Raw genomic sequence first — 12348 nt, forward strand, 5'->3', positions numbered from 1 at the left:
CCCACCACTCATCGGCATATCCCACGCTCACGCCAAAGTGATCATTTCGGCTACTACCGCCCCCACAGTGACCGACTCGCTTATTTGAGGACTAGCCGCCACCGAACGGGTCACCCCGCAGTCCATGGCCCGAATGGTGCAGCACTTGATCGACGCCGAGCTGGCCGAGCGCGACCTCGACCCGGCCGACCGCCGGGCCGCCATCATCCGGATCACGGAAGCGGGCCGCCGCAGGGTCCTGCAGGACCGGGGCAAGCGCGAGGCGTGGTTGGCCCAGGCGATGACCGGGCTGACCGACGTCGAACGGGAGCTGCTGGTGCTCGCGGCCAGGCTGCTGGACCGACTCGCTGACTCCTGACACCGGCTTCTACCCGGGATCGGACCGATGCCTCGAACGACGCACGAATCCCCTTCTCAAAAAGACAGCAACGCTGAAGACCTGTTGCGATCAACGGACCCCAAGCCGGAGTTACCGGGCAAGTTCATCACCCCGATCGCCCTCGGCACGATCCTGCAACCACTGAACTCGTCGATGATCGCGGTCGCACTGGTCGGCATCCGCTCCCACTTCGACGCGGGCACCTCGGTGACCTGGCTGGTCTCGGCGCTCTACCTGGCCACCGCCGTCGCCGCCCCCGCGATGGGCCGCATCGCCGACGTGCTCGGCCCGCGGCGCACCAGCCTCGCCGGAATCGTCTTGGTCGGCGCCACTTCGGCGGTGGCGCCGTTCGCTCCGAACGTCGCGGCGCTCGTGGTCTGCCGCATCCTCATCGGCATCGGCACCGCGGCCCAGTACCCGTGCGGCGTCGCCATGATTCGCCGCGCCGCCGACCGGCTTCGCTCCCGCCCGAACAACGCCCTGGCCGCGCTCGCCATCTGCTCGCAGGTCACCGCCGCGCTCGGGCCCTCCCTCGGCGGGCTGCTCGTCGGCGGGCTCGGCTGGGCCGGGGTGTTCTGGATCAACGTGCCGCTGGCGCTGTTCGGCGGCGCGGTGATCATGCGGTGGGGCCCGGCGGATGCGCCGGCACGAGGTCACAGCAGCGGGCGGCTGAAGGCGCTCACGCGGGTCGACCCGGTCGGCATGCTGCTCTTCGCCGTCTCGATCACCGCGCTGATGTTCTGGCTGCTGTCGTTGGCCGCGACCCCGGTGTGGTGGTGGCTGGCCGTCGCGGTGCCGGCCGTCGCGCTGACCGCCTGGTGGGGCCTGCGCGCCCGCGACCCATTCCTGGACATGCGCTTGCTGGCGCGGGGCGGGCTGTCGTTGACCTACATCCGGACGATCGTGACCTACACGGCCTTCTACTGCGTCTTCTACGGTCTGCCGCAGTGGCTGGAGGAAACCAGGGGGCTGGGACCGGTCGGCACCGGACTGGTGGTGCTGCCGATCGCCGCCGTCGGCGCGGTATCCACGCTGCTGGCCACCCTGCTGCAGCGCAAGCAGGGGCCGCGCGCGGCGTTGATCGTCGGGACGACCGCGCTGTGCGTCGGCGGGCTGCTGTTGACGGTGCCGGATGCCAGCTCACCGATCCTGCTGCTGCTCGTGGTCTCCGCGATGCTGGGGTTGCCCAACGGGTTCAACAACATGGGAAACCAGGGCGCGATGTACGCCGCCGCCCCGGCCGAGCGCATGGGCGCGGCATCCGGGCTCTACCGCACCTCGCAGTACGTCGGCGCGAACCTCGCCGCCGCGCTCCTGGCGCTGGTGATCGGCGCGCACGCTGACGATGCTGGCTTGCACCGGATGGGCCTGGCGATCGCGATCATCGCGGGCGCGCTGCTCGCCGCCTCGCTGTTCGGCCTGCTCCGCCGCCGACGCGCCTGAACACGGGCGAAGGCCCCGCACCTGGTGGGGTGCGGGGCCTTCGCGAGCTTAGGGGCCGGCCCGGGGTCCGGTACCGGCCGGGAACCCGAAACTCAGACGATTCGGACGTCGCTGGCCTGCGGGCCCTTCGGGCCCTGGGTGACCTCGTAGGTGACCTTCTGGTCCTCGTCGAGGCTGCGGAAACCGCGAGCGTCGATCGCCGAGTAGTGGACGAAGACGTCCGCGCCACCGTCGTCAGGCGCGATGAAGCCGAAGCCCTTTTCCGAGTTGAACCACTTCACGGTTCCCTGTGCCATGTCTCTCTCCTTCTGGGAGCCGGTACTACTACAGGCACTCACACTGCGTGACTGCCTGGGTCGCGGATCTCGAACGGCGACTTCTCCAGCTACAACCAGATAGCAGCACGCTCGCATCACCATCCTGCGAGTGCGCGCGAACACGACCCCAGAAAAAATACGACCGTCGTAGACACTACACGGTCGGCAGCGATCATGTCGTGTTCAATTCTCCGGCGTGTCGCACGATCGAGGGAACTTCGCCACGGGCCGCCGGGACCGCCCGCCGGTTCCGGCGTTTCGCGATTGGCTCAGGAAAAGGGGAAGGGCACCTCCGGGCGAATCTTTCGCTCAAAGGTGACCTTCAACCGGTGAATCCGTCGGTCAGTTGCCGGGCCCGGACCAGAAGAGCTCACCCAGCTTCGGGGCCTTCTCGACGGCTCCGAACCTGACCGCGTAGGTCGCGTACTCCTGGACGCTGGCGCGATTGAGGCCCTGCGGATAAGTCGGCAGGTTCGCGGTCGACACGATCTCCGGGTTGAACTTCAGGTTCGTCACCACCGCTTCGCGCGCCTTGTCGGGGTGCTCGGTGGCGAACCGGTTCTCCTCATCCAGGGCGTCCGAGAACGCCTTGACGACCTCCGGGCTCTGCTTCGCGAACGCGCCGCTGGTGATGCAGTAGCCCAGCGTCGCCTCCGGGTGGGCCTCGACGAAGTTGGAGATCAGCGGGGTGAACCCGGCGGCGAGGGCGGCCTGCACGTTCGGCTCGACCTGCCAGATGGCGTCCACGTCACCGCACTTGAGCGCGTCGTTCGTGTCCGAGTACATCGGCGTGAACCGGATGCCGGTGACGTCCACGCCGCGTTTCTCCAGCGCCATCTTGATGCTCACCTCGCCGATGTTGTGCAGCGAGTTGACCGCGATGTTGGCGTGCGCCAGGTCGTTGACCGAGCGGATCGGGCCGTCCGGCTTGACCAGCACCTGCGAGACGTCCTTGGCCGGGTCCGAGCCGGTGCCGCAGCAGTTGTGGCTCAGCTTGATGTCCAGCCCCTGCTCGGCGGCCTGGAAGTCACTGATCACGTTGGCGTAGCCGATCTGGTTCTCCTGCTTGATCGCCGCCGGGATCAGCGCGGCACCGCTGTCGGCGACGTGCACGGACACGTCGAGCCCGTGCTTGGCGAAGATGCCTTCGCTCACGCCCAGGTACAGCGGTGCGGCGTCGATCGTCGGGATGATGCCGACGCGCAGCGCGGTGCAGCCGGCGGTGGTCTTCGTGAGCTCCGGCCCACCGCAGGCGGCGAGCGCGGTCACAGCGAACAACGCGCCGATCTGGTCCCGTTCGGCCGGCAGGTCGATCGGCACGATCTCGTCAATGCGGCGGGGCGAACGGCTCAGGATCGCCACCCGGTCGCTGAGGTAGACCGGGCTGACCGGCGGGAAGTAGTCCGCTGGGAGCACCCCGGTGCGCGTGAGGACTTCCTCCAGCATCAGCAGGATCACTACGGTGCCCGCGGCCAGCCGCCAGGCCGGCCGGGCGGTTCGGGCGGGGCGCACGGCTGTCATGACGATCCCCCGCGCCGTTCGGTCGCGTGCAGGCTGCGGGCGAACTCGGCCACCCGGATCTGCCGCACCTGGTGAGATGGTCGGCCATGATCTCCCGCGCCCGGGCCGGGTCGAGGTCGCGCTGCGCGGCCACCACTTCGTGGTGCTGCTGCTGGCCTTTCGAGATCTCCGCCAGGTCGTGCACCTTCATCAGCGGGTTGTAGATCTTCTGCACGTCCATCAGCTGGTTGATCATCTGGATCAGCGTCCGGTTGCGGCTGTCGGCGCGCAGCGCCTCGTGCCAGCGCACGTTCGCGGCGAGGGAAAACGGCTCCCACCAGGTCGTGGTAGCCGTGCACTCGTGGTGTCCGGGGCGTTACTCGAAGCGAGAGGTGTCGCCCGCGCCGTGGCGGATGATCTCCGGCTCGGGCCCGGAGAAGTCGATGACGGTGGTGGGCTCGGTGCCGCATTCGCCGGAGTCGATCACGGCGTCCAGGACGTGGTCGAGCTCGTCCTTGATCTGCCAGCCCTGGGTCATCGGCTCCTCCTCGCCGGGCAGCAGCAGCGTGCTGGACAGCATCGGCTCGCCGAGCTCGGCCAGCAGCGCCTGCACGACGACGTGGTCCGGGATGCGCACGCCCACGGTCTTCTTCTTCGGGTGCATCAACCGGCGCGGCACTTCCTTGGTTGCGGGCAGGATGAACGTGTAGCTGCCCGGCGTCGACGCCTTGATGGCTCGGAACACCGCGTTGTTGATGATCACGAACTGCCCCAGCTGCGCGAAGTTCTGGCACACCAGGGTGAAGTGGTGGCGGTCGTCGAGGTGCCGGATGGACCGGATCCGGTCTATGCCGTCCTTGTTGCCCAGCTGGGCACCGAGCGCGAAGCACGAGTCCGTCGGATACGCGATGAGCCCGTTGTCGCGGACGATGTCCACCACCTGGTTGATCGCGCGCCGCTGCGGGTTCTCCGGATGCACGTCGAAGTACTTCGCCATGCACCGAGCTTAGGATCATCCGCAAGTCCGAGCCCACCGGCATGGCGGATTCGATCGACCGGCAGGAATGCGACGTCGGCGTGGTTGGCCACCGTGAGGTCTCAAACCGCTACATACCGCCCCAGGTCGTTGCTGCACTGGTTGGCGTGGAGCCGCGGCCCGGGTTAGCGGGTATCGCACCGAGTTCGGGTGCAGGTGCAAGGCCTCCGCCGTGGCCGTCGTGTCGAGGTCCGCGCCAGGTATGCGACGACCGTTTCGTCGCCAGCCACCGAAATCCCTTGCAGCAGCCGGAGAATGATCGGAGGACCCGATGGTCTGGTATGATGCCAGCAATCCGATGAGCCCGGTGGCCACGACCATCAGCGTCACGGTGCCGATCAGGGCCGCCCGGCGGCCGAGGCGGTCCCCGATGTGGCCGAAGATCACCGCCCCGACCGGCCGGGCGACGAAACCCAACGCGGAGGTCACCAGCGAGGCGATGACGCCGATGACCGGGTCCAGCGCGGGGAAGAACAGCGCCGGGAAGACCAAGGCGACCGCCGTTGCGCAGATGAAGTAGTCGTACCACTCGAGGACGGTGCCGAAGTACGTGGCCAAAGCGATCCGGCGGATCTCCGCGGACGGGTCCGGCTTCGCTGCTGGTTCGGCGGCTTCCACCGGCGGGCCATGAGCGGTCCCTTCATCGGCGAGCACTCGATGCCGTCGACGGCGTGCCCGGCCCGTCGACGGAAATTTTTGTCCACAATGGACTTGGCATCACCCTTCGTCGCCAGTGGAAGGCTTTCAGAGAACCCGATGAAGATCGACTTGATCTTGCGCAACGGTCACGTGGTGGACGATGGGCGAGCGGGACGCACCCACGCAGGCTGAAGCGCCGCAGCGAGCGCCGACCGGGGGTCTCCGGGGCCAAAAGCGACGCCCGTGACGCACACGTGCTGGCCGACATGGTCCGCACCCACTCCCACGAGCTGCGCCCCGTCGCGGGCGACTCCGCAGAGCCCGAGGCGATCAAGGCCGTGGCCCGTACCCACAAAACCCTGATCTGGGAACGCACCCGGCACACCCAGCGGCTGCGCCACGCCCTGCCGGGACTACTTCCCGGCCGCGTTGGTCGCGTTCGAGGACCTCGACGCCGCCGACGCCCTGGAGCTGCTGGCCAAAGCCCCGATCCCGGCGAAGGCTGCCCGGTTGACGCTTCCGCAGATCAGCGCCGCGCTCAAGCGCGCTCGCTGCCGCGACATCGTGGAGAAGGCGACCGCCATCCAGGCCGCGCTGCGCGCCGAGCATCTGGGCCAGCCCGAGGTCGTGGCCGACGCCTACGCCGCCTCCATCCCGGCGCTGATCGCCGTGCTGACCGTGCTCAACACCCAGATCACGGCCCTGCAAAAGCAAGTGCAGGTCCATTTTGGGCAGCACCCGGCCGCTGAGATCTTCCTCTCCCAGCCCGGACTGGGCGTGGTGTGCGGTGCCCGGGTGCTCGCCGAGTTCGGGGACGACCCCCACCGCTACGCCTGCGCCAAAGCCCGCAAGAACTACGCAGGCACGTCCCCGATCACCCGCGCGTCGGGCAAGAAGAAAGTCGCCCTGGCCCGGTTCATCCGCAACGACCGGCTCATCGACGCACTGATGACCCAGGCGTTCGCCGCGCTGAAAGCCCCGCCCGGAGCCCGAGCCTACTACGACCGGCAACGAGCCCGCGGCGCCAGCCACAACGCCGCCCTGCGTCAACTCGCCAACCGACTCGTCGGCACGATCGTGCTGATCCCCGTCGCCGTGATCGCCTTTGCCGCTGCGCGCCGCCCGATCGGCTGACGTGCGGGGCATCCACCCGGCCGTCGGGTGTTGCCGGTTACCAATCAGTAGTACTGTTGCGTGACCGACATCACCAACGTTCGAACCGTTGGGGGCAGCGATGACCACAGTGGACAGAAGTCGCGCGGTTCGGGTCGACGCCGCGCAGGCCCGGCAAGTGGCCGAGGAGGCCCGCGAATCCCGCTGGGACCGGCCGAGCTTCGGCAAGGAGCTGTTCCTCGGCAGGCTGCGTCTCGACCTGATCGACCCGATGCCCGAGGGCCAGAGCTCACCCGAGGGCGAGGTGTTCCTCGAACGGCTGCGCGAGTTCTGCGAGACGAAGGTCGACGGACGCCAGATCGAACGGGACGCTCGAATCCCGGACGAGGTCATCAACGGTCTGAAGGACATCGGCGCCTTCGGCATCAAGATTCCCGCGGAGTACGGGGGCCTGGGACTGCCGGCGGTCTACTACCACCGGGCGCTAATGCTCGTCGCCACGGCCAACCCATCGATCGGCGCGCTGCTGTCAGCGCACCAGTCCATCGGCGTGCCGCAGCCGGTGAAGATATTCGGCACCGCCGAGCAGAAGCGGCAGTTCCTGCCGCGCTGCGTCCGCGAGATCACCGCGTTCCTGCTCACCGAGCCCGACGTGGGCAGTGATCCGGCGCGACTGGCCACCAGCGCGGTGCCCAGCGCGGACGGCCGAAGCTACACGCTCAACGGGGTCAAGCTCTGGACGACCAACGGCGTGCTCGCCGACCTGCTGGTGGTGATGGCGCGGGTGCCGCGCTCCGAAGGGCATCACGGCGGCGTAACAGCATTCGTCGTCGAAGGCGACGCCGACGGCATCACCGTGGAGAACCGCAATTCGTTCCTCGGGCTGCGCGGCATCGAGAACGGCGTGACCCGACTCCACGACGTGGTGGTACCAGCGGAGAACCGGATCGGCCGCGAGGGCGAAGGCCTGAAGATCGCGCTGACCACGCTGAACACCGGGCGACTGTCGCTGCCCGCGATGTGCGCCGCCGCCGCGAAGTGGTGCCTGCTGATCGCCCGCGAGTGGTCGGCGCAGCGGGTCCAGTGGGGTCGTCCGGTCGGCGAGCACGAAGCGATCTCCGACAAGGTCTCCTTCATCGCAGCCACGGCTTTCGCCCTGGAGGCCGTACTCGAACTCTCCGGTCGGCTGGCCGACGCCGACCGGCACGACATCCGCATCGAAGCGGCCCTGGCCAAGCTTTACGCCTCGGAAATGTCCTGGCTGGTCGTCGACGAACTGGTGCAGATCCGCGGCGGGCGCGGCTACGAGACGGCCGACTCACTGGCCGCGCGGGGCGAGCGCGGGGTGCCCGCTGAGCAGCTCCTGCGCGACCTGCGGATCAATCGGATCTTCGAGGGCTCCAGCGAGATCATGAAGCTGCTGATCGCCCGTGAAGCGGTCGACGCCCACCTGTCTGTGGCGGGCGACATCATCGACCCGAAAGCAAGCCTCTCCCGCAAAGCGCGCGCGGCCGCCCGCGCCGGTGGCTTCTACGCGCGTTGGCTCCCGACGCTGGTGGCTGGCAAGGGGCAGCTGCCGGGCAGTTTCGGCGAATACGGGCCGTTGGCCGAGCACCTGCGCTTCGTGGAGCGGGCCAGCCGGCGGATCGCGCGCCAGACCTTCTACGGGATGTCGCGCTGGCAGGGCAAACTGGAGCACCGGCAGCTTTTCCTCGGCCGCATCGTCGACATCGGTGCGGAGCTCTACGCGATGAGCGCCAGCTGCGTTCACGCCCGCTCGGCCGGTCAGGACCGGTCGGCGGTGGAGCTGGCCGACGCGTTCTGCCGCCAGGCTCGCCGCCGCGTCGAGACGCTGTTCCGGCAGCTCTGGCACAACACCGACGCCGCCGACCGGGGCCTCGCGCGGAAAGTGCTGGACGGCCGCTACTCGTGGTTGGAGGAGGGCATCCTGGACGCCTCTTCGGACGGCCCGTGGATCGCGGAATCAACGCCGGGACCGTCACAGCACGATAACGTCCGCCGGACCGTGCCGCGCGCTTGACAATCCAGTGTGGACTGATATCCGGGAACCGCGCCGGCTGCCGCCCGACCTCGCCTATTGACCAAGGCGAGTGACTCCAGCTTATTCCCGCCACAAAACGGACTTTTTTCACCGGTACTTCGCACGGTGACTCCCCGGACGGCGGCCACGCGCTTGTCCGAACAGCGCCGAACGGCACGGAAGGGCAAGCGCATGAGTCAGGCGACGCGACCTGAGCACGATGCCGAACCACCGAAGGGCTACAGCGCCTAACATCCACAACGGCGATCAGCCGCAGGTCGCGAGCATCTCCTGCAACGCCTTCTTCTCGGGCTCGGTGATGGTCAGGTCGTAGGAGCGCTTGACCGTGATCCAGCTCGTCGCGTAGCTGCACCAGTTGGCGCGCTCGGGCTTCCACTGGGACGGGTCCTGGTCGCCCTTGCTGCGGTTGGAGCTCGCGTCGACGGCCACCAGCTGCGGCAGCTGCATGTCGTTGGCGAACTGCTCGCGGCGCTGGTCGTCCCATTTGTTCGCGCCGCTTCGCCAGGCGTTGGCCAGCGGTACCATGTGGTCGATGTCGATCGCCGACGGGTCGGTCAGCTGCTGGCCGCTGTAGGCGCTGGTCCACGTCCCCGACGTGGGCTCGCAAGCGTTGTTGGAGCGGACGTTCTGACCGTCCCGCGCCAGCACCGCCTCGCGGGTGTTGCAGTTCTTCCCGGCTTCCGGCTTCGTGACCCAGTGCTTGAACCGCTCCCGCGAGTAACCGTCCATCGAACTCGCCGGGGCGACGCGGAGTTCGGCGAGCTGCTCGGCGGCGGGGCCGGTCGCGGGCCCGGCGGTACCGCCCGGCGGGCCGACGAGGCCGGACTCGAAGACCAGCCACATCACGCCCAGCAGCGCGGCCGCCACGACCGACGCTAAGACGGACTTCTTGGCAGCCATGCGTCTCCCCTGTTCCGGCGGCGCTGTCACCGCCATTCGATCAGCCCGCGCGCTCGCGACTCACTCCGCCGGGTGGGTAATGTGGCCCAGCACACGGACGTTCAGCCGCTCGCCCCGTTCTCGGGATGTACCGGGGGATGTTGTAGCGCAGCAGCAGGCCCGCCCCCAGCAGGCCGAGCACACCCATGCCCGCTCCGGCGAAAGCGACGCCGACCAGCGCTGTCAGCCCGGACACGGTTACCGGCCCGACCGCTTGCCCGAAGTCCCCGGTGAACCGCCAGGCGCCGAGAACTGTGCCGGACCGGGCTGCGGCGCCAGGTCCGCGCCGAGGGTCATCAGGATTCCGCTGCTGGTGCTGTTGACTAGCGCCAGGAACCCCGCTACGAGCGCGAAGGTCGGCACGTCGACCACCGCGAACAGCGCTAGTAGAGCTTTGTCACTTGTAGATCATCTTTGAGATGATCTTGGGATGATTCCGGCTGAGTTGGATGCTGTTCGTGACCGTCTTGAGCAGTTCGCGGGTGAGGTGTTCACCTCGTTTTTCCGGCGGGAGCAATACACGGGCACGGTGGGCACGGTCGCCAACTGTCAGGTCGCGGTGAGCGTGCCCGCGCACACCCCGATCCGGGAACTCGTGCGACTGGCCAGCGCACGGCCGACTGAGCCTGCTCCCAGGCGCTGTACATGTCCACGCGGCCGTGCTTGACCGACTGGTACGAGCCGATGGCGCGGCCGAACTGCACCCGGACCGTGGCGTACTCCACGGTCATCTCCAGCGCCCGTTCCGTCCCGCCGAGCTGCTCGGCGGCGAGCGCGACCGCCGCGAGCTCCCGGGCTTTCCCGAGCGCAGCGGCTGAATCCTTTGTTGACAAGCTGCGGGCAGGGGCCGCGGTGAAGTCCAGCCGCGTGATCCGCCGGTATTGCGTGCACCAGCACGATATCCGCGATGTCGCCAGAGAGGACCTGCGCCGCGCGCCCATGCCAGGGACCGGCTCGCGCGGACCAAGAGCAGGTGGCCCGGAAGCTGGCCAGTACCCCGGAGGGGCCGCGCCGGGTCGACCGGTGCATCGACCTGCTGTGGGAGACCTTCCACGAACCGCACTTCTGGGCCGACCTGGAGCTGTGGACCGCGGCCCGGACGAATCCGGCGCTGCGCCCGGAGGAGCGGCGGCTGCGCCAGGCGATCCGCACGGTCAGCGACCGCATCTGGGGACCAGCGGTGTGCAGCCATCCGGTGTACCCGGAGGTGCGCGAGATGCTGCTCACCAGCATGCAGGGCGCGGCGCTGGTCTATGCCTTCGAGTACCGCTGCGCACACCTGACGATGTGGAAGTCCATCACTCGCCGGCTGCTGGCCGGCTCCTGACAATTCCCGTTGTACGGCGGTCGTTTCCGCGGCCCTCACCGCACAGTCAGGTTGACCGCCACCGTTCGGCGACGCAGTATGAGGCCCGTCACGTCACCCTCACCGGCGAGGTAACGATGCCCGCGACTGCGCAATCTCTGACCGGCCGAGGCATGACCATCAGCGACCAACTGGCCCGGCATGCCCGCAAGATCCCCGACGAGATCGCGCTGCGGTTCGAAGGCGTCAGCCGCAGCTACCGCGAGTTCGATGAGCGCGTCACCCGTCTGGCCAACGCACTGCGGGAGCGCGGCGTCGGAGCCGGCGACAGGATCGCGGTGGCGGGCCGCAACGGGCTGGAGATCGTCGAGTCCTACGTCGCCTGCGCGCGGCTCGGCGCGATCGGCGTGCCGATCAACTTCCGGCTGGTCACCGACGAAATCGCCTACGCGCTCGCCGACAGCGGTGCCACCGCGATGATCGTGGACTCGACGCTGGCCGAAACCCTGGCCCAGGCCGGGGGAAAAGTCCCCGAAGCGCGTGTCCGTCTAGTCATCGGCGGCGAGGCGGAACCGGACACCGAGGACTTCGACGCGGCGCTGGACGCCGCATCCGACGAATACGCCGAGATCACCGTCGACGAGCAGTCACCGGCCTTCATCATGTACACCTCGGGCACCACCGGGCGTCCCAAAGGCGCGGTGCTCAGCCACTACAACCTGCTTATGCACAGCTTCAGCTCGATAGTGCACAACGGCGTTACCACCGACAACCGCGTCTGGCTGGTCGGCGTGCCGCTGTTCCACATCGCCGGGCTGTCCGGGATGCTGCCGTACCTGCTGCTCGGCGGCCGGATCGTGATCAGCGGGTCGGGCCGGTTCGACGCGGCCGAGTCGGTCCGGGTGCTGGCGCGCGAGCAGATCTCGTCGTGCTTCTTCGTGCCCGCGCAGTGGCAGGCGATCTGCGACCTGCCGGACATCGCCGACCACGACCTGTCGGCCCTGCGGCGGATCAGCTGGGGTGCGGCGCCCGCCTCGAGGACCTTGCTGCGCAAGATGATCGACACGTTCCCGCAGGCGGAGATCGCCACCTCGTTCGGGCAGACCGAGTGCAGCCCGGTGACCACGATCCTGCGCGGCGAGGACGCCCTGCGCAAGATCGGCTCGGTCGGAACTCCGATGCTCAACGTCGAGGTCCGAGTGGTGGACGATGAGATGAACGACGTGCCGCAGGGCGAGGTCGGCGAGATCCTCTACCGCGCGCCGACCGTGATGCGGGAGTACTGGGGCAAGCCGGCGGAGACCGCCGAGGCGTTCTTCGGTGGCTGGTTCCACTCCGGCGACCTGGTCCGCCAGGACGACGAGGGCTACTTCTACGTGGTCGACCGAAAGAAGGACATGATCATCTCTGGCGGGGAGAACATCTACTGCGCCGAGGTCGAGGACGTCCTCGACGCGCACCCCAAGGTCGCCGAGACCGCGCTGATCGGGGTGCCGCACGAGAAGTGGGGCGAGACGCCACTAGCCCTCAAATAAGCGAGTCGGTCACTGTGGGGGCGGTGGTAGCCGAAATGATCACTTTGGCGTGAGCGTGGGATATGCCGATGAGTGGTGG

Annotated in this window: 15 protein-coding genes and 2 pseudogenes; 8 read left to right on the forward strand and 9 right to left on the reverse strand. The window is 68.3% G+C overall.

The genetic code is table 11. The features are described from left to right. The first annotated feature begins 145 nt into the window (after nucleotides 1–145). Nucleotides 146–358: a hypothetical protein gene (locus ACWDKQ_RS32990; RefSeq protein ID WP_450142680.1), complete on the forward strand. Its 213-nt coding sequence runs from the start codon at nucleotides 146–148 to the stop codon at nucleotides 356–358. A gap of 84 nt (nucleotides 359–442) precedes the next feature. Beyond that, nucleotides 443–1822 carry an MFS transporter gene (locus tag ACWDKQ_RS32995; RefSeq protein ID WP_450142681.1) on the forward strand — a complete coding sequence of 460 codons (1380 nt, stop codon included), beginning with the start codon at nucleotides 443–445 and terminating at the stop codon, nucleotides 1820–1822. A 92-nt stretch (nucleotides 1823–1914) separates the two neighbouring features. Here the strand turns inward: ACWDKQ_RS32995 and ACWDKQ_RS33000 are convergent, their stop codons facing one another. The 5 genes and pseudogenes from ACWDKQ_RS33000 to ACWDKQ_RS33020 all read right to left on the reverse strand — a co-directional run bounded on the left by ACWDKQ_RS33000 (nucleotide 1915) and on the right by ACWDKQ_RS33020 (nucleotide 5329). Beyond that, on the reverse strand, nucleotides 1915–2118 hold the full coding sequence (locus ACWDKQ_RS33000; RefSeq protein WP_010692713.1) for a cold-shock protein: 204 nt from the start codon (nucleotides 2116–2118) through the stop codon (nucleotides 1915–1917). Between the two features lie 363 nt (nucleotides 2119–2481). After that, nucleotides 2482–3660 carry an ABC transporter substrate-binding protein gene (locus ACWDKQ_RS33005; protein ID WP_450142682.1) on the reverse strand — a complete coding sequence of 393 codons (1179 nt, stop codon included), beginning with the start codon at nucleotides 3658–3660 and terminating at the stop codon, nucleotides 2482–2484. Between the two features lie 130 nt (nucleotides 3661–3790). Further along, nucleotides 3791–3949: pseudogene (locus ACWDKQ_RS33010) on the reverse strand (GntR family transcriptional regulator); the annotation flags it as partial. A 66-nt stretch (nucleotides 3950–4015) separates the two neighbouring features. Then, nucleotides 4016–4636, reverse strand: coding sequence for an L-threonylcarbamoyladenylate synthase (locus ACWDKQ_RS33015; RefSeq protein ID WP_450142683.1), 621 nt, complete (start codon nucleotides 4634–4636; stop codon nucleotides 4016–4018). A gap of 15 nt (nucleotides 4637–4651) precedes the next feature. Then, the gene (locus tag ACWDKQ_RS33020; RefSeq protein WP_450142684.1) at nucleotides 4652–5329 is read right to left on the reverse strand and encodes an MFS transporter; all 678 of its coding nucleotides are present in this window, start codon (nucleotides 5327–5329) and stop codon (nucleotides 4652–4654) included. A 17-nt stretch (nucleotides 5330–5346) separates the two neighbouring features. On the opposite strand from ACWDKQ_RS33020, the pseudogene ACWDKQ_RS33025 reads away from it, so the two are divergent. From ACWDKQ_RS33025 to ACWDKQ_RS33035, 3 genes and pseudogenes are all read left to right on the forward strand, one after another. Continuing rightward, nucleotides 5347–5676, forward strand: a pseudogene (locus ACWDKQ_RS33025) (IS110 family transposase); the annotation flags it as partial. Nucleotides 5677–5743: 67 nt separating this feature from the next. After that, on the forward strand, nucleotides 5744–6448 hold the full coding sequence (locus ACWDKQ_RS33030; RefSeq protein WP_450142685.1) for a transposase: 705 nt from the start codon (nucleotides 5744–5746) through the stop codon (nucleotides 6446–6448). Between the two features lie 100 nt (nucleotides 6449–6548). After that, nucleotides 6549–8468: an acyl-CoA dehydrogenase family protein gene (locus ACWDKQ_RS33035; protein ID WP_450142686.1), complete on the forward strand. Its 1920-nt coding sequence runs from the start codon at nucleotides 6549–6551 to the stop codon at nucleotides 8466–8468. Nucleotides 8469–8735: 267 nt separating this feature from the next. Here the strand turns inward: ACWDKQ_RS33035 and ACWDKQ_RS33040 are convergent, their stop codons facing one another. From ACWDKQ_RS33040 to ACWDKQ_RS33055, 4 genes are all read right to left on the reverse strand, one after another. Continuing rightward, nucleotides 8736–9389: an HNH endonuclease family protein gene (locus ACWDKQ_RS33040; RefSeq protein WP_450142687.1), complete on the reverse strand. Its 654-nt coding sequence runs from the start codon at nucleotides 9387–9389 to the stop codon at nucleotides 8736–8738. 40 nt (nucleotides 9390–9429) lie between these two features. After that, complete coding sequence (locus ACWDKQ_RS33045; protein WP_450142688.1) at nucleotides 9430–9624, reverse strand: hypothetical protein; 195 nt, start codon at nucleotides 9622–9624, stop codon at nucleotides 9430–9432. Between the two features lie 2 nt (nucleotides 9625–9626). Then, the gene (locus tag ACWDKQ_RS33050; protein ID WP_450142689.1) at nucleotides 9627–9791 is read right to left on the reverse strand and encodes a hypothetical protein; all 165 of its coding nucleotides are present in this window, start codon (nucleotides 9789–9791) and stop codon (nucleotides 9627–9629) included. Nucleotides 9792–9919: 128 nt separating this feature from the next. After that, nucleotides 9920–10159 (reverse strand): acyl-CoA dehydrogenase family protein, encoded by a 240-nt coding sequence (locus tag ACWDKQ_RS33055; protein ID WP_450142692.1) that lies wholly within the window; start codon nucleotides 10157–10159, stop codon nucleotides 9920–9922. On the opposite strand from ACWDKQ_RS33055, the gene ACWDKQ_RS33060 reads away from it, so the two are divergent. The 3 genes from ACWDKQ_RS33060 (at nucleotide 10088) to ACWDKQ_RS33070 (ending at nucleotide 12269) form a co-directional block, all read left to right on the forward strand. Beyond that, nucleotides 10088–10246 carry a hypothetical protein gene (locus ACWDKQ_RS33060; protein WP_450142693.1) on the forward strand — a complete coding sequence of 53 codons (159 nt, stop codon included), beginning with the start codon at nucleotides 10088–10090 and terminating at the stop codon, nucleotides 10244–10246. The two genes, ACWDKQ_RS33055 and ACWDKQ_RS33060, sit on opposite strands and share 72 nt — an antisense overlap. Nucleotides 10247–10335: 89 nt before the next feature. Beyond that, complete coding sequence (locus ACWDKQ_RS33065; RefSeq protein ID WP_450142690.1) at nucleotides 10336–10755, forward strand: TetR/AcrR family transcriptional regulator; 420 nt, start codon at nucleotides 10336–10338, stop codon at nucleotides 10753–10755. Nucleotides 10756–10871: 116 nt separating this feature from the next. Continuing rightward, nucleotides 10872–12269: an AMP-binding protein gene (locus tag ACWDKQ_RS33070; RefSeq protein ID WP_450142691.1), complete on the forward strand. Its 1398-nt coding sequence runs from the start codon at nucleotides 10872–10874 to the stop codon at nucleotides 12267–12269. Nucleotides 12270–12348 lie beyond the last annotated feature (79 nt).

The sequence above is a fragment of the Saccharopolyspora sp. NPDC000995 genome (assembly GCF_053599315.1).